Here is a 16,858-nt window from a genome sequence, read left to right on the forward strand (position 1 = left end):
TCATAAAATCACGTTATCTTCGATGCCCAAACATTTACTATTTCGTTGGCGATGGTGTGTTGTCTTTCCTTAATTGTTTCTTCGTTCCAGTCATCAAATTCATCAATAAAAGCAACTTTCGAAAACTCATTACCTGCCTCAGCAGAATAATATTTTTTCTGCTTCTCAATAAATTTTCTTCGGGCGGCCTGTTTATTCTTTTTACCACTCAAAATCATCATATTTCCAAGCCTTTGATGATAGGTGCGATGTGTATCAGTATCAAAGTTTGGCCAGTTTTTTTTATGTAGTTCTTGGGGCAGAATATGCTCTACGTGCAAATCAGAACTGGATGAAACTCGTAGTGTTTGCACGTCCCGTTTAGCGTTATAGATTGCGATCAAAATATCTCGTGCTCGCTCTTCTTTTATTACCGGCAGGTCAGATAATCTTCTTACAAACTGTTCATCATCTAATACAAGTTTACCTTTTGAGCTAGCATCATGATCTTTCAATTTCTCATGAACATATTCTAATACATCGTCCTCAAGAACCTCTTTCTGGTAAATTTCTTTGCCCATTTCAGTAAATAGTTGGCCATATTGCATCCCCGGAATGTTGCCCAAAACCTGAGTTCGCTTTATCAGCGCTCCCGCCATTTTTATGGCACCAACAGTGACCTCATCACCAAAATCTCTTGTTAAAAGGGAATAAGCGAAGGTTCCTAAAATTTTGTATTGATTGAAATCTAGTAAACAATCCTGAAGTGATGGTCGATTGCTACTTTGAGTTGGTCTAATCCATCTGATATAGGTTGTATTAGCCAAGTCTGAGCAAACTAAATTGATCAAATCAGTGGACACTTTTGAAGCATCAGTTTCATTTCTCAGGTATTGCCTGAGCTCTGGAAACAAACTCTTTGGCTCAAGCCATTTACCAGCCTTAATACTGAGCACTATAGAAAATAATGTTTGAATATGGGAGTCTGTTTGACCGCCGTTTAATACACGCTTCAAAACAACATACAGTCGATCCCATTCATCAAGCAATAAGTTCAAAGTTTTTTCATCTTGAATTGTAGAAAATAATTTATTTCGAATTAAATCAAGTGGTGAAAGGCCTCTTCCTCTAGCATTGAGGGTTTCAAAAATTTGATATGAAATATCATCATCAAGACATTCAACAGCGATACAAATCACCTTATTACAGAGATAGCTTAAAAACTTTGATTTTTCAGACTCGTTATAATTTTCAAAGTGACGGCAGATAATTTCATTGGCTTCCTTTATACTGAGTTGTGGCTTTGTTTCAGATAATTCGAGAACACTCTCAAAGGTTTCCCTATCGTCCTTACGAAGGTGATGAATTACGGCTTTACAATCTCTAGCTATTAAATACCTTCTTGTTTCGTTTTGGGTCTTTGGATCACCAGATTTGAGCATACACGCAGATAAATGATTTATAATCAGGGCAATCGTTGTTAAGCGTTGCTGCCCATCTATAATTTCACACCGATCTGTATTTTCATTTAGCAGAATGGTAATCGGACCAATAAAATATCCGTCTGGTTGAGATTTGCTGGCATCTCGAACATCCTCTAAGAACTCAACAATTTCGTCTTTTTTCCAAGAAAACCCTCGTTGATAATGAGGAACATGATACACTGGAAAAGGATTTTCTGAAGATTGGGAAGATTGGTTTTTGGAACCAAAGACGTGCTCAATATTCTTTACTTGTACTTGAAAGTTTCCTGACATTTTCTTTTCCTAAAATGTGACGAATTCACTCTCGTCAAACTTGTTCAGTGGGATCCGAACTCCTATGTACCTCTGAAAAAAAACTCTATCTTCCTCCCAAAGATCGTGAATTAAATCAATTTCTTGATCTAATATCAGATTTGCACCAACAGTCTTCTGAACGGTCATTAATTTTGTTAAAATTTCTAAGCGATGTTCTAATCTATATGGTCCATACACTAATAAGCCGTTTTTGTATCTTGTTTGACCCTGCCTGTTAAACGGCAATCTAGTTGTGATGTCATCACGTGTTTCAACTAACCAATTTCGAAAATCGTAAAGCGGCTTCAAATTCATATAACCCGAAGCTATTAGACCTTGGAGGCTGGAGTCATCCTTTACCAAGGTACATGTCCAGCACCCAAAGCGGGGCGAACGCTCGCCACAGCTTGGTTGACTCAATGCTGAGGCATCCGCCACAACAGGGCATTCACCACCATAAGCCTCACGGTAAAGATTTATTAAATCCATATAATCGCCACCCCAAGGCGGCGTTACAGATGCCAGATATTCCCAGACATCATCATCCGTCAAATATCGGATTGGCATAAAAATCTGCGTGTTTTGACGTGTGGTATGAGTAGAAAAAAACTCTGATACCGAGTGCTTGTCGATATTACGCTTCCGCGATGCACTTTCTGCCGCCCTTGTCCCTACTGACATCATCAAATCTTTATTACCAATTGTACGGTCAATAAATGCTGACGTTGGGTCAATTTTTAGGCGCGAAGTACACCAGCGAAACATCTGGTTAGGTGCAGGATAACCTTTACCAATCAGATTAACCCAGAAGCTGTCATATAGTGGCGGCTCGGTCATATGTACCGACACTTTCAAACCCTCAGCTTCGATATAGCGTCTCAAAATCTTGTGCATTTTTTCCAACTGGCCAATAACCAGCGGACTTTCAACGCGCGTATTGTTTGAAACTACATAGATGTGCTTGCCATCTGGGTATTTTTTCGCTGAACGCAAAAACATGTCCAGCACAACAGAACTGTCTTTACCGCCTGAATAAGTAACAACCCACGGCGATGTTGAATTTCTGTAAACGTCATCAACAAGTTTTTGAATATTTTTGAATTGTGATGGTAGTTTCGCCGCGTTGCCATTTTTAGGCATATTCATAGCCTTTGTTCAAAATGCTCCCTGCACATGACAAGACTCGAAAACAAAAACTTTGTGCGTTACCAGATCATCCAATAACTTGAAAATGAACGATGCGCAAATATTTTTTAACATATTGAAATAAATTGGTATTTTTTCAATTTGCTAATTTAGATTTTTGCTAGATTCAAAAGTATGAGAATACTGGCAACACTCATTCACCCACAAAAAGATCGCGGCTTGAGGTGCTGAGGCGGGTGCCGCCTGTCTCCTCAAGCACAAAGCTTTCGCCCAGATTCATCGCCACGCCGCTTTCGCTATCCATCAGGATCATATGCATGAAAAAGGCCATGCCCTGTTCGAGCTGCACCGGATTGCCCTGATAGAACATTGGCCAGTCCATCCAGTTTGGCGAAAAGGTCGCGCCCATCGAATAGCCACAGGCATTGAGCCGCGCATGATTATAGCCGCGGGCGTCCATAACGCGGGCATGGGCATCAAACACATCGCCAACATTATTGCCAACGCGAAAGGCATCATGACAGGCGTCAAGCGCCTCGACACACGCCGCATGCATGTCAATATGCGCATCGAGCGCCCGCCCAATCGGGATTGTACGCATCATGGCCGCATGATAATGCCGGTACGCCCCCGCCCATTCGAGGGTAAGCTGGTCTTGATCCTGCAAAATTTTGCGTCCGGAAAAATACCGGCATAACAACGCATCCTTGCCTGACCCGATGATAAATTCATTCGCCGGATAATCGCCCCCGCCCGCAAAGATCACCCCCTGCATCGCCGCCAGAATCTCGCCTTCATCGGCACCTGGCTTGGCCAGTTCATAAGCGGCATCCAGCGCCGCATCAGATAGTTCCCCTGCCCGTTTTATATAGGCAATCTCGGTAGCTGACTTGACCAGCCGAAGGCGCGAGATCATCTCTGACGCATCAACCATCTCGCCAAAGCCATCCAGCGCCGTATTCAGCCGCATGGCGTTGCGCCCTGTCAGACCATAAGCTTCATATTCGACACCGAATTTTCCGTCTTTCAGGCCAAGCTCGACCAGAATATCGCGCAAATCATCAGCGGGGCTGGCGCCATCTCGATCAACCCAGATGCGAATATCCGCTATGTTCGACGTATTCTGCGCTTGGCGCAAATCGGGCGCGCGCGTCATCAGCACAACATCGCCATTGGCCGTTAGCACCAAGGTCTGGAAAAACACATAACCAAACGTGTCATAGCCTGTCAGCCAATACATCGATTCCTGCCGGAATATCAGCATCGCATCGAGCCCGGCCTGTTTCATCTCGGTCATCACCGCCATCTTGCGCGTGGCAAATTCGCTGTCAGAAAAATGTAATGTCATCAAAAACTCCGGTTCGGGTCTATGGGTTTGGCTGGGGAGGAAAGTCAACAATTCCTGCCGTTATGAAAGCTAGTCTTTATGCGGTGCGCCGCGCATAATCAATCCGGCCAATGATGTTCAGCAATATCTGCGCGGCCAGTGTCGTTGTGCTACCCGACAGATCATAATCTGGTGCCACTTCGACCAGATCAAGACCAATCACATCACCACGTTTAATCAGGCCAGCCAGCAATTCCAGCACTTCATAATACAGAAATCCGCCATGCGACGGCGTACCTGTACCTGGCGCAATCGATGGATCAAAGCCATCAATATCAATGGTAACGTAATATCGTCCTCCTGCTGGAATCCGATCCAGCATCGCCGCTACGCCTATCGCGCGGAACTGGCGCACCGACTGGATATCAGATCCCATTTTGCGGGCATCCTCATAGCCGTCGCGGGCTGTTGATGACACATTGCGAATACCAATTTGCGACAACCCTGTCACATAGGGTTTTTCGGCCGCGCGCCGCATCGGATTGCCATGGCCATAGCGCACGCCATGCCGTTCATCGACAAAATCCAGATGCGCATCGATCTGCACCAGATGGAACGGCTCCTGATCTGCAAAGGCATTGATACAGGGGATATTGACCGAATGATCGCCGCCCAGAACAATGGGAACAGCCCCCGCTTTCAATATCGCGCGGACGCCAGCCTCGATATTGGCGTGGCTTTGCATGGTATCGGTATGGATAATATCAGCATCGCCTATATCGACAATCCGCACCTTGTCAGCTTCGAGATAGGTGACATCATCTTCATGGTCGTAAGCACCGGCATGACCAAAGGAAAACAGCGTTGATGCCTCACGGATACCGCGTGGGCCAAAGCGTGCCCCTGCTCTAAATTGCGTGCCAGAATCAAATGGGGCACCAAGCACCGCATAATCAGCTTCGATATTGTCCCAGTCTGGCTGATATGGATATTTGCCAAATGTACATAAACCAACGAACGGCAGATTCAACCGCCCGGTTTCATACCCATGTCCGCTCATCTACTAGGCTCCTTCATTCATGTGACGTATAAGCTTGTCTGACAGCCATTTGGTCAAATGGCAATCTGGCAAATCGTCAAAAACGCTAATATAGTTAGTCTGTGTATGCAACCACCGATACCAATCTAAAGCGATTGCAAATTTGGGCTTTACTCGGATCGCTTTACGCGCAAAAGATAAACTTAATATAGAATTAAGAGGGTTTTCTAATGCTCACGGATGCGCAAAAACAGCACTATGATGATCATGGCTTTGTTGCCCCTATCGATATTTTTACCGCCAACGAAATTGCCTCTATTCGGGCTGACATCGAAGCGGCAGACGAACAATATCATGATGAGCTAGCAGGTGCCGGTCGCAATAATGCCCATTATGTTTTGCCTGTTCTGGACGCCATCACGCATGACAGCCGGATTCTTGACGCCGTTGAAAGTCTGATAGGCCGGGATATTCTGGTCTGTGGTACAACATTATTCATCAAGCCGCCGCACACTGAGGGTTTTGTCAGCTGGCATCAGGATGCCCGCTATATTGGACTGGAACCGCATAACTGGGTCACCGCCTGGCTGGCAATCGATGATGTCGATGAACAGAATGGCTGTATGCGCATGGTCAGCGGATCGCATAAAGCCCCCTTGCAAGATCATGTTGATACATTTGGCGAGGATAATATCCTGACCCGTGGCCAGACCGTGCCTGATATCAGAATGGAAGATAGCGTGCCTGTCATCATGCAAGCCGGACAGCTATCGCTTCATCATCCACGCATTGTGCATGGGTCAGGCCCTAATCATAGTGACAAACGCCGCATGGGGTTTGCAATCCAGAGCTATATCGGCGCCAATGTCGATCAGGTGATTGGCAAAATCTGGGTACAACATGCGCGCGGTAATGATACCTATCAATATCACCAATATGCAGGTCGTCCAAGCCAGCCAATGCAACCAGATGATCTTGCGTTCAGACAAAAGGCTAATGACTGCCTTTCAGATATTTTTTACGCCGGCGCAGATAAAAAAGGACAATTTTAATGAGTAATTTAGATCAGGCGATGGGACAATGCAGCATTGTCGAATGTATCACCAACCAGAACCATAATCCGGGTACATTTCCGGATGACGAGCATGTGCTTAGCAATGCCCAGATGCAGACCGCACAATCCGTCATCGCCGCCTGGCCTGGCTATGAACCAACACAGTTGCTGGAACTTGACGTTGTGGCAAATGCCTGTGGGGTAAAATCGGTTCTTTATAAGGATGAATCAACACGTTTTGGCCTGCAATCATTCAAGGCACTTGGGGGTGCCTATGCGATTGCTGACGTGCTAAATAGCTTTGTCAGCAAAGGCGGCAAGCCAGAAGACTTCACCGCCGCCACCGCCACTGATGGTAACCATGGACGTTCGGTTGCATGGGGCGCCCAGCAGGCCGGATGTAATGCCAAGATTTATATCCATGCGCATGTCAGCACCGCCCGTGAAGACGCCATGAAAGCCTATGGTGCCGATGTAATCCGGGTTGATGGTAACTACGAAGCCTCGCTTGCTGCCTGTAAAAGCGACGCTGAAAAACATGGATGGCAGCTGGTATCAGATACGTCATGGGATGGCTATCTGGATGTGCCACGTCAGGTTTTGGCAGGTTATTCGATCATTTCAGCTGAAGTCATGGATCAGATGGGCGAGCAGCGCCCGACACATGCCTTTTTGCCTGTTGGCGTTGGCGGTCTTGCCAGCGGAATCGTTGGCCCGTTCTGGGATGATATGGGTAGCAATATGTGCAAAGCCATTTCGGTTGAAAGCGCGATGTCAGCCTGTTTCCTTGAAAGCATTCGCAATGATCGTCCTACATTGGTTGATATTGCCGAAGAAACCATGATGGCTGGCCTGTCATGTGGGGAAATCTCGTCTCTGGCGTGGGATATGCTGCGCCCGACCCTATCGCACTGCCTTAGCATTACCGATGATGGTGTTGCCCCGCTTATGCAGGCCTTTGCAAATGGCCAGCTAACCACTGATAGCACCAAAATCGAAGCGGGTGAATGCTCGACATCTGGCCTTGCCGCTTTGATCGCCGCAACATCTGACCCTGCCTTCAAAGATCAGCTTGGTCTGGATGAAAACGCCATAGTGCTTTTGATTGGCACTGAAGGCGCAACCGATCCTGCACTTTACAGCGACATAACCGGTATCAATCTCTAGCGTGATAAGGACATATATGCACATGGAACGCGGCTTTACATCAGAAGAATTCGAACAACGCTGTCAACGCATTCAAAAGGCAATGCACAATAGGGATGTAGATGCTTTACTGCTGAGTTCAGAAGCTGAAATTCGCTATTTTACCGGCTTTATGACGCAATTCTGGCAAAGCCCAACCCGTCCCTGGTTTATTCTGATTCCGGCAGATGGCAAGCCAATTGCCATAATACCGACAATCGGCGTCCCACTTATGCAAGACTGCTATGTCGGTGACATCAAAAGCTGGCCATCACCAGCCGAGGATGACGATGGCATCAGCCTCGTATATGACGCCATTACCAGCCATATGGGATCAAAAAGCAGACTTGGTATGCTTATGGGACGTGAAACCGCGATCCGTATGCCTCTGGCCGATCTTGATAGATTACGCGCCCGGTTGACGGATATAGAATGGGTCAATATGACAACCGATGTTCAGCATATCCGGATGATCAAATCACCAGCCGAGATAGCAAAATCACGTCATGTGTGTGGCATGGTATCATCGGTATTTGCCGATCTCCCAAATTGGGTAACAGCAGGCCTGCCTTTGCGCGAATTATTCCGCGAATTCAAAATCCGGGCGTTGCAGGCGGGTATTGACGATGTCAGTTACCTTGTCGGCTCCGCTGGTCCGGGTGGATATTTTGATATCATCGCCCCGCCAGATGGCCGCATGCTTGCCGCAGGCGACGTCTTTATGCTCGATACCGGATGCATATGGGACGGCTATTTCAGCGACTTTGACCGTAATTTTGCCATTGGCCACGCCACTGATGATGCCAAGAGCGCGCATCATCAACTCTATGACGCCACCGAGGCGGCCTTGGATATCCTGAAACCCGGCATAACCGCGTCTGATTTGTTTCATGCCATGGATAATATTTTGCGGCCTGATGCAGATCCAGATGATGGTGGCGGTGATGTTGGCCGATATGGACATGGTCTGGGCACGCAATTGACCGAGACGCCCTCACATACGATATGGGACAAAACCGTGATTGAGGCTGGTATGGCCCTGACTATTGAACCATCGATTATCTATGGTGATGGGTTCCTTATGGTCGCCGAAGAAAATTTGGTCGTGACCAAGGATGGATTTGAGTTATTATCATATCGTGCTGATCGTGATCTTCCGATCATTGCATAACAACCAGGTGATAAAGGAAACAGATGATGGATGAAAACCGCACCGCTAAAACAGCATTCAGCCGACTGCCCTTTGATGTGATCGCACCCCAGGATCAGCCCTTACAGCTTGGTCTTGTGACACTGGAAACGGATCTCACAATCGAAAATGAATTCCGCTATTTTCTGGGTGATGGTGCGTTGTCACTGATCCATACACGGATCGCCTGCGACGATCAGGTAACTGCCGATAATCTGACAATGATGGAAGATCGCTTTGCAGAAGCATTATCACTATTTCCTCCAAAATATGCGTTTGATGCCGTTGGTTATGGCTGTACCTCAGCGTCATTACTCATCGGCGAAGACAATGTTGAAAAGATCATCAAATCGCATGTAGATGCGAAACATGTGACAACGCCCATGACCGCCGTTAAGCGGGGCCTGTCAAAACTAGGCGCGCGCAATATCGGGTTTTTGGCACCCTATATCTCGGATATTTCGCAAAAAATGTGTAATGACCTGTCATCTGCCGGATTTACCGTTGCCACCGCTGCCAGTTTTGATGAAGATCGCGACTCGATTGTAGGATGTATATCGCCACCAGCCATTATGGCGGCGATCACCGCTGTCGCTAACAATGCTGGCACCACATCGCTTGATGCTATTTTTGTTGCCTGCACATCATTAAAATGCGCACCTATAATTGCCGAAGCTGAAGCCATACTTGGCATTCCGGTAATTTCCAGCAACTCAGCTTTGGCGTGGGATATGGCACGCTTAACCGGCCTTAGCGTTGGGGCGGCTGGAAAAGGCGCCTTATATAACTAAATTAAGCATAGCTAGACGCGTGTGCCCTCACCCCTAGCGCAACAGAATACTGTCATCAATGCTGGCAAGATCGCTTTTGCCGCACAAGCCCATCGTGACATCAAGTTCTTTATGTATTATTTCCAGCGTCTCGCGCACACCATCCTGTCCACGCGCCCCAAGCCCATAAAGAAAAGCGCGCCCGATCAGCGTTGCCTTGGCACCCAGTGCAATCGCGCGTAACACATCCTGCCCTGAACGAATGCCGCTATCCATCCAGACTTCAGCCTTATCGCCAACAGCATCAACAATCGCCGGAAGCGCCGCAATCGCAGACATCGCACCATCCAGCTGACGACCACCATGGTTAGATACGACAATGGCATCAGCACCAATATTTACAGCCGCTTTGGCATCCTCGGCATCCAGCACGCCTTTGATGATGAGCTTGCCACCCCATTGTTTGCGGATTGCTGCCACATCGTCCCACGATAATGACGGATCAAACTGGCTATTCGTCCAGCTTGATAATGACGACATATCCTCAACGCCCTTTACATGCCCGACGATGTTACGAAAATCACGACGTTTTGTGCCAAGCATACCCAAACACCAGCGGGGCTTGGTCGCCATATTGACCATATTTCTGATGGTCAGCTTTGGTGGGGCGCTCAGCCCATTATAAACATCCTTGTGACGTTGCCCAAGAATTTGCAAATCAAGTGTCACCATCAAGGCAGAACAATTTGCATCGCGGGCGCGCTCAATCAGGCGCGAGACAAAATCGCGATCCCGCATCACGTAAAGCTGAAACCAGAAAGGTTTATTCGTATCTTCGGCGACATCCTCAATCGAACAGATCGACATGGTGGACAACGTAAAAGGCACACCATATGCAGCCGCCGCGCGTGCGGCCAGAATTTCACCATCGGCATGTTGCATACCAGTAAGTCCGGTAGGTGCCAGCCCAACAGGCATGGTAACCTTTTCCCCCAGCATGGTCATTTCGGTTGACCGCTTACTAACATCCAGAGCGACACGCTGGCGGAATTTTATGTCCTGTAAATCAGTTTCGTTCGCCCGATAGGTTGACTCAGTCCATGAGCCACTATCGGCATAATCATAAAACATTTTTGGTACGCGTCGTTTGGCGAGCTTTTGCAAATCATCAATGCAAGCGATTTTGGTCATTCGTCGAGCCCTTGATAGAAAACCATAAACTCACAGCTATTACCTTATTTGTAAAGTCTAACGGCTTCGTTTAAGCATCATATTCATTAAAGCAACCGGCACCAGCCCCGCAATGACAATCATCAAAGCGGGCAAGGCCGCTTGTTCAAGCATTTCATCCTTGGCAAATTGATACGTAAAGGTCGCCAATGTTTCGAAATTAAACGGACGCAATAATAAAGTCATGGGTAGTTCTTTCATGACATCAACAAAAACCAGCAAACCGCCTGCAAGAAGAGAGCTCCGTAAAAGGGGTAAAATGACCAGCTTTATACTGCTTGAATATCCATGTCCAAGAATGCGGCTGGCATTCATCATATTAGGTGGTAACCGTCGAACCCCTGATATCATGGCTCCATAGCCAACAGCCTGAAACCGAACAATATAGGCAAATAGTAAAACTCCCAGACCACTAATTAGGATACCCAATATATGCCCGTTGGTAATAGTTGCAATCACGCGATCAAATGCACTCGCAAAAATCAGCACACCGATAGCCAACATGGTTCCAGGGAAGGCATATCCAAGCGATGATAGCAACGCCAGCGAGCGCACCCATTTGCCCGAGCGATATGTTGCGGTCAGTACAATAAAACATGAAACAACCATCACAAAAACTGATGCCATACCCGCAATCATCAGGGTGTTTGATATAATGCCCGAGACTGCAGCAAAATCAGCACCCGCATTATTCACCAATACGAAACTCAGCAACACCAGAACTGGAATGAGGAAACCAAGCGCAAGCGGGATCATACATATCAGCCAGCAGATAAACACCTTGCTACCATGTAGCACGATAGGTGTGACTGGCGTAGGCGGTTTTCCATTACCAGAAAATTGTTGGCGTGCGCGTGCATAAAGCTCTAGTCCCAGCAAACTGACAATAAAGACGAAGCCCACCAGCGAAATTTGTGCCGCGGCAACGATATTATTCATCCCCAACCAGACATTAAAAATGCCCAGCGTTATGGTTGGAATAGCAAAATATTCAACAGTACCAAAATCCGAAACCACTTCCATTAATACCAGTGCCAGACCCGCCATAATCGCTGGTCTAGCGAGTGGCAATCCGACTGTCCAAAATTGTGATTTATTATGCACAAGTGCAATTTCAAAAAGGCTGGCTGGGGTCAGACGAAAAGCAACACGTGTGACCATATAAATATAAGGATAGAGAACTGAGGCCATCACCAATATTGCCCCACCAAGCGACCTGATCTCCGGAAACCAATAATCTTGGGCTGTCTGCCAACCAAAAACGCTACGCAAACCACTCTGAACAAAGCCGGCATATTCAAAGAAATCTGTATATGTGTAAGCTATAATATAAGCAGGAATGGCCGCAGGTAACAAAAGGGCCCATTCCATCACTGTCTTGCCAGGAAAATGATAACGACTCACAACCCAAGCCGTACTGACACCAAAACCGATGGCAAGCACACCAACGCCAACCATCAAGATGAGCGTGTTACTTACATAAGTCCCTAAAACCGTATTCAGCAGATGTGACCAAAGGCCGTCACTATCACCACTAGCTGTGATAACAAGCGCCAAAACCGGTGCCAGAAACAAACCACATAACAACACAACACCGACCAACCAGCGATCCAAATACTGGCGCGAAGCACCCGCCCAGTTGGTTAAAAATGTTGCTACCATAAAGCCTATTCAACTGTCTTTTACGGATATGATCGCGACAAAGGCCAATCACCTAATGTCATGTTTGATGAATATAAGTGACATCATTAATAAGAATGATTATCAAAATCAAAAACTGTTTGCAAGCGCCAAATTGATAATCATTCGCAATTTTTGAATTACAGAAAATGATGAATAATTAGAGAATTGAGCAAAATCGACCCTTTCATTTCGCTACCCCTGCACCTATCTTCAATCAGATTAATTAAAGCTGTTTCAAGATTAAAAACCTAGAAAGTCTAACCCATGCCAGAATTCATGTCAGCGTTCATGACTGATGCTCTTGTCATCTCCATTCTTCAAATTATTGCGATTGATATAATTCTGGGGGGTGATAATGCGATCATAATTGCTTTGGCCTGTCGTGACTTGCCTGCCCATCAAAAAAAGCTGGGCATTCTGTGGGGCACAGCTGGCGCGATCATTTTACGTGTTATCCTCGTTTTCTTTGCTACGACTTTGCTAACCGTTCCTGGTCTAAAGCTTATTGGCGGGCTTTTACTTTTATGGATTGGCGTCAAGCTACTTATGGAAAATGATGATGAAAGTGAACATAAGGTCAATAGTTCCAAAGGTCTTGCATCGGCTATTCGCACCATCATAATTGCCGATTTTGTGATGAGTTTGGATAATTCGATAGCGATTGCGGCGGCGGCAAAAGGTAATATGTATCTGGTGGTCTTTGGCTTGCTTCTAAGCGTGCCTATCATCATCGGAGGCAGTGCAATTATCCTTAAGCTGATGTCTCGCTATCCAGTTATCATCACTATGGGCGCAGGATTATTGGGGTGGCTTGCGGGTGATTTGATCGTTCATGACCCGCTTCTCAAAGCCTATCTGACCCAGCATATACCCTATGCGGATATCGTTGTTGCAGGTGGATTTGCGGCGGCTGTTATCATCAGCGGGCGCATACTTGCGACACGTCATAAACCCGTTTAGTCAGTCGTCATATTACTGGACATAATGCCGATATACGCCCCTGTCATAATGATCGCGACAAACCCGACCCATTGCCAGTAATCAAGATGTTCACCTAAAAATATGGCGGATGATAGGGCCGCAACGATAACTTCTGACAACATTACAATGCCTACCAGCCCGGGCGACACATATTGATTGACGCGAAAGATAATCAGAACCGATGGCAGAAAAATACATACTGATGCCACAAATGCTACTGGTAATGCACTTACTAACATACCCATATCAGGCATTGGTATGCCCAGAAACACCGCCGCTATAGCGGCTATTAAGCCGCCTACGGCATATTGAAACAAGGTGATATTCATGACATTGGTGTTTGGGTATTTACCGATAATGATCGACCCCACTGACCAACTTAAGCCTGATAGAAACCCCAGAAAATCACTTTTTGAAAACTGTATGTCAAAAACATTCATTTTCATGATCAGAATACACCCAATCAATCCCATGCTTATCGCTATCCAGCGTTCTCTGTTTAGTTTTTCAGCCAGATATATGCTGCCAAGTAAGGTTGACCATATGGGCGTCAGATAAAACAGCACTGTAGTTTTGGTAACCGATGCCACCACAAGCCCAAGAGAATAAAGCGCAAAGCCAATACCCATCGCACCACCGGCGGCAAGATAAACACCCCAGTCCTGACGATTTGACAGCAGTGATTTTCGGCAAAATGGAAACAAAGCCATAAAGGGCAAAGTCTGAAAAATGACCACAACCCATAACGCACTGATGCCCTGACTTTCGACATAACGCATGGGCACCCAGATCAATCCCCACACCGAAGCCGCCACACAGACCAGCAACAAACCTGTTCGCTTGTTCGTTGATTGAAGAGTTAACTGTGAAATGTTCAATATGTACCCTGTACCCTATATGGCGCCTTGTTTCCTTATTGAAGATCAGAAAAGGCATCCTGAAGGCGTTCTACAGCTTCTTCGATAAGGGCGCGGCGTGTCGCCAGATTAAAGCGCATAAAATCATCACCACCTGCCCCGAAACTGCTACCAAAATTCCCGGCAATACGTGCCTTTTGCGTGACGCGGTCATTAAATTCATCTGCGCTCATGCCGGTATCAGCAAACCCTACCCAGGTCAGATAAGTCGCCTCCAGAGGCATGATCGTCAAACCAGGAATTCTGCGAATCCCTGCGGCAAAAATACGGTTATTTTCGGATAGGTATAAGCGTAGAGCGTCAAGCCATTCATCACCATGCTTATAGGCAGCCTCAGACATGATCATGCCAAATCGGTTAAGCGACGTGCCTGCCGCTTTATGCGCTTTTACAAATTGTTCACGCAACATTTCATTTTCTATAATCACACTGCCAAGCATGGCACCTGCAAGATTGAATGTCTTTGTCGTTGCCGCCAAAGTAATAAGATTAGCTTCAAATTCCGGCGCAATTTTCGCCAGCACATGGTGCTCATGACCATCCAGAATAAGATCATGATGCACTTCATCACTAATCAGGATGATATCCCGTTCTGCACAAAAAGCGGCAACCGCTCGTAATTCATCTTTTGTCCATATACGGCCACCGGGGTTATGCGGCGAACACAGAAACATCAGCTTCTCATCCCCCTGAAGTTGCAACGCCAGGGCATCCAGATCCATAGAATAGCGTCCATCGTCAAGCACGAGTTCGGATTCGATCACCTTGCGGTCATTCGCTTTGATAAGCCGCTGGAACGCGTGATAGACTGGCGAGAAAATGACCACGCTATCGCCAATATCGGTAAAGGCATGAACAGCAAGCGATAGCGCATTTACCAGACCATGTGTATTCACGATCCAGTCAGGCTGCACAGTCCATCCATGCCGCCGATGCATCCAGCCAACAAGCGCATCACGGAAACTTGTATCATCGCCATAATAGCCATACACGCCATGCGCATGCATGTTTTTCACCGCATCAGCCACCGCCTGCGGGGGTTTGAAATCCATATCGGCAACCCACATGGGAATGCCGTCATGCGGCGATACGTTGTAATTTGCTTGCATGGTGTCCCATTTATCCGAATGGGTGTTCACGCGATTAATGATTTCATCAAAATCTATTGTCATCAAAATCCTATCGACAAATATCCGATTGGCCGACAGCCAATACATGCAAAGGCAATGCTTTAGAAATCATGGCGGAAAATAACCACACATATTATCCAATAAATTACAGTCGTTTATCAGCACAGGTCAAGCCATCAGCTTGAAAGATGTTTTCTATAATGTAGCGTCAAGTGCGGTAATCAGCTTTTGCACTTCATCGGCATGCGTATAATGTACAAAGCTCAAACGAAGCACGCCAGGGTCACTTTTAACGCCCATCGCCTCAATCAGGCGAACAGCATAAAAATCGCCACCCCCTGCCATAACGCCATGCTGTACAAGCCTTTTGGCTAAATCTGGCGCTGGTTTATCAGAATGCACAGCAACGGTTGGCACGCGATACCCCACCTTGTCAGTACCCAGAATACGGATATCATTTCGGCTACGCAGATAATCAAGCAACGGTGCTAAAATCAAATCTTCATGATCGCGTTGCAACTGACGCACCGCCCTACCGCGCGCCGCCGCATCAGCATTTGGAGCAAAATGATGCTTGTGAATAAGATCAATATAATCAGCCATGCCGGCACAGGCAGCAATCTGCGCATGATCCGGTCCAGCGGGGGTAAAGCGCTTATAGCGTACATCACTGTTAAAAAAATGTGCCTGATTTGGCAATCGATCCGCCAGATCGCGCGCCACAAACATGATGCCTTGATGCGGGCCATAGGTTTTATAGCTTGAAAACAGATAAATATCGGTTCCAAGGGCGTGTATATCAGGCAACCCATGCGGTGCCATGCTAACCCCATCGGTACAGGTAACCGCCCCGACCCCATGTGCCATTCGCGCAATATCGGCGACGGGGTTTTCCTGACCCACAATATTCGAGCAATGCGGAAAACAAACCAGCTTGACGCTTTCATCTAGAATCGACGCTAGCGTTTTGAGGTCAAGCTGACCGCTTTCAGCATCAACATGCCATTCACGTACCTCAATACCCTGCGCGGCAAGTCGCCGCCACACGCCGGTATTGGCTTCATGATCCTGATCTGTCACGATAATGGCATCACCCGCAGACAGCATCTGACCAAACGCATGTGCCAATACATAGGTGTTTTGGCTGGTTGATGGACCAAAACTGAGTTCGTCGCTATGAATATTCATCAAAGCCGCAAGCCGTGAGCGTGCTTCGTCCATTTCCTCACCGCCAAGGCGCGACGCCTCATACGGTGCATAGGGCTGCACCTTTCGCTCACGATAAAAACGATGCAGACGATCAACAACCTGTTTGCATGTATAAGAGCCGCCCGCATTTTCAAAAAATGCCTGCCCTGCCAGTGATGGCTCAGAAAAAGCCGGAAACTGGCTACGGATGAAATCTATGTCCAAGGCACTCATGACTGATCCTATATATTTAAAAATGTAG

The 16,858-nt window shown here is 46.9% G+C and carries 14 protein-coding genes; 5 read left to right on the forward strand and 9 right to left on the reverse strand.

Annotation, left to right across the window (positions count from 1 at the left end; all coding sequences use genetic code 11):
- Nucleotides 1–8: 8 nt before the first annotated feature.
- From SAR116_RS03910 to speB, 4 genes are all read right to left on the reverse strand, one after another.
- On the reverse strand, nt 9–1,736 hold the full coding sequence (locus SAR116_RS03910; RefSeq protein WP_013045635.1) for a DUF262 domain-containing protein: 1,728 nt from the start codon (nt 1,734–1,736) through the stop codon (nt 9–11).
- Nucleotides 1,737–1,745: 9 nt separating this feature from the next.
- Entirely contained in the window at nt 1,746–2,897 is a 1,152-nt protein-coding gene (gene dndC / locus SAR116_RS03915) for a DNA phosphorothioation system sulfurtransferase DndC (protein ID WP_049757479.1), read from the reverse strand.
- 199 nt (nt 2,898–3,096) lie between these two features.
- Nucleotides 3,097–4,251, reverse strand: coding sequence for a M24 family metallopeptidase (locus SAR116_RS03920; RefSeq protein ID WP_013045637.1), 1,155 nt, complete (start codon nt 4,249–4,251; stop codon nt 3,097–3,099).
- Between the two features lie 76 nt (nt 4,252–4,327).
- Entirely contained in the window at nt 4,328–5,290 is a 963-nt protein-coding gene (gene speB, locus SAR116_RS03925) for an agmatinase (RefSeq protein WP_013045638.1), read from the reverse strand.
- Nucleotides 5,291–5,499: 209 nt separating this feature from the next.
- Between speB and SAR116_RS03930 the strand changes: the two genes are divergently transcribed.
- From SAR116_RS03930 to SAR116_RS13175, 4 genes are read left to right on the forward strand one after another with little or no spacing between them, the layout of a single operon-like run.
- Nucleotides 5,500–6,321, forward strand: a complete 822-nt coding sequence (locus SAR116_RS03930; protein ID WP_013045639.1) for a phytanoyl-CoA dioxygenase family protein — start codon at nt 5,500–5,502, stop codon at nt 6,319–6,321.
- Complete coding sequence (locus SAR116_RS03935; RefSeq protein WP_013045640.1) at nt 6,321–7,490, forward strand: diaminopropionate ammonia-lyase; 1,170 nt, start codon at nt 6,321–6,323, stop codon at nt 7,488–7,490. The genes SAR116_RS03930 and SAR116_RS03935 overlap by 1 nt, the downstream gene beginning before the upstream one ends.
- 22 nt (nt 7,491–7,512) lie before the next feature.
- Nucleotides 7,513–8,679 (forward strand): M24 family metallopeptidase, encoded by a 1,167-nt coding sequence (locus SAR116_RS03940; protein ID WP_238531172.1) that lies wholly within the window; start codon nt 7,513–7,515, stop codon nt 8,677–8,679.
- A 23-nt stretch (nt 8,680–8,702) separates the two neighbouring features.
- Nucleotides 8,703–9,488, forward strand: coding sequence for a maleate cis-trans isomerase family protein (locus SAR116_RS13175; RefSeq protein ID WP_013045642.1), 786 nt, complete (start codon nt 8,703–8,705; stop codon nt 9,486–9,488).
- A gap of 33 nt (nt 9,489–9,521) precedes the next feature.
- Here SAR116_RS13175 and SAR116_RS03950 read toward each other — a convergent pair whose 3' ends face one another.
- Nucleotides 9,522–10,658 carry an alpha-hydroxy acid oxidase gene (locus tag SAR116_RS03950; protein WP_013045643.1) on the reverse strand — a complete coding sequence of 379 codons (1,137 nt, stop codon included), beginning with the start codon at nt 10,656–10,658 and terminating at the stop codon, nt 9,522–9,524.
- A gap of 57 nt (nt 10,659–10,715) precedes the next feature.
- A complete protein-coding gene (locus SAR116_RS03955) occupies nt 10,716–12,359 on the reverse strand; it encodes an ABC transporter permease (RefSeq protein ID WP_013045644.1) in 1,644 nt (547 codons plus the stop codon).
- Nucleotides 12,360–12,668: 309 nt separating this feature from the next.
- Here SAR116_RS03955 and SAR116_RS03960 point away from each other — a divergent pair, with 309 nt between their 5' ends.
- Nucleotides 12,669–13,340 carry a TerC family protein gene (locus tag SAR116_RS03960; RefSeq protein WP_148212351.1) on the forward strand — a complete coding sequence of 224 codons (672 nt, stop codon included), beginning with the start codon at nt 12,669–12,671 and terminating at the stop codon, nt 13,338–13,340.
- Here SAR116_RS03960 and SAR116_RS03965 read toward each other — a convergent pair.
- The 3 genes from SAR116_RS03965 to SAR116_RS03975 form a co-directional block, all read right to left on the reverse strand.
- Nucleotides 13,337–14,239 (reverse strand): DMT family transporter, encoded by a 903-nt coding sequence (locus SAR116_RS03965; protein ID WP_013045646.1) that lies wholly within the window; start codon nt 14,237–14,239, stop codon nt 13,337–13,339. The genes SAR116_RS03960 and SAR116_RS03965 overlap by 4 nt on opposite strands.
- 35 nt (nt 14,240–14,274) lie before the next feature.
- Nucleotides 14,275–15,450, reverse strand: coding sequence for a MalY/PatB family protein (locus SAR116_RS03970; protein WP_013045647.1), 1,176 nt, complete (start codon nt 15,448–15,450; stop codon nt 14,275–14,277).
- A 153-nt stretch (nt 15,451–15,603) separates the two neighbouring features.
- Nucleotides 15,604–16,830, reverse strand: a complete 1,227-nt coding sequence (locus tag SAR116_RS03975; RefSeq protein WP_013045648.1) for an aminotransferase class V-fold PLP-dependent enzyme — start codon at nt 16,828–16,830, stop codon at nt 15,604–15,606.
- Nucleotides 16,831–16,858 lie beyond the last annotated feature (28 nt).

The organism is Candidatus Puniceispirillum marinum IMCC1322 (genome assembly GCF_000024465.1).
GTDB lineage: Bacteria > Pseudomonadota > Alphaproteobacteria > Puniceispirillales > Puniceispirillaceae > Puniceispirillum > Puniceispirillum marinum.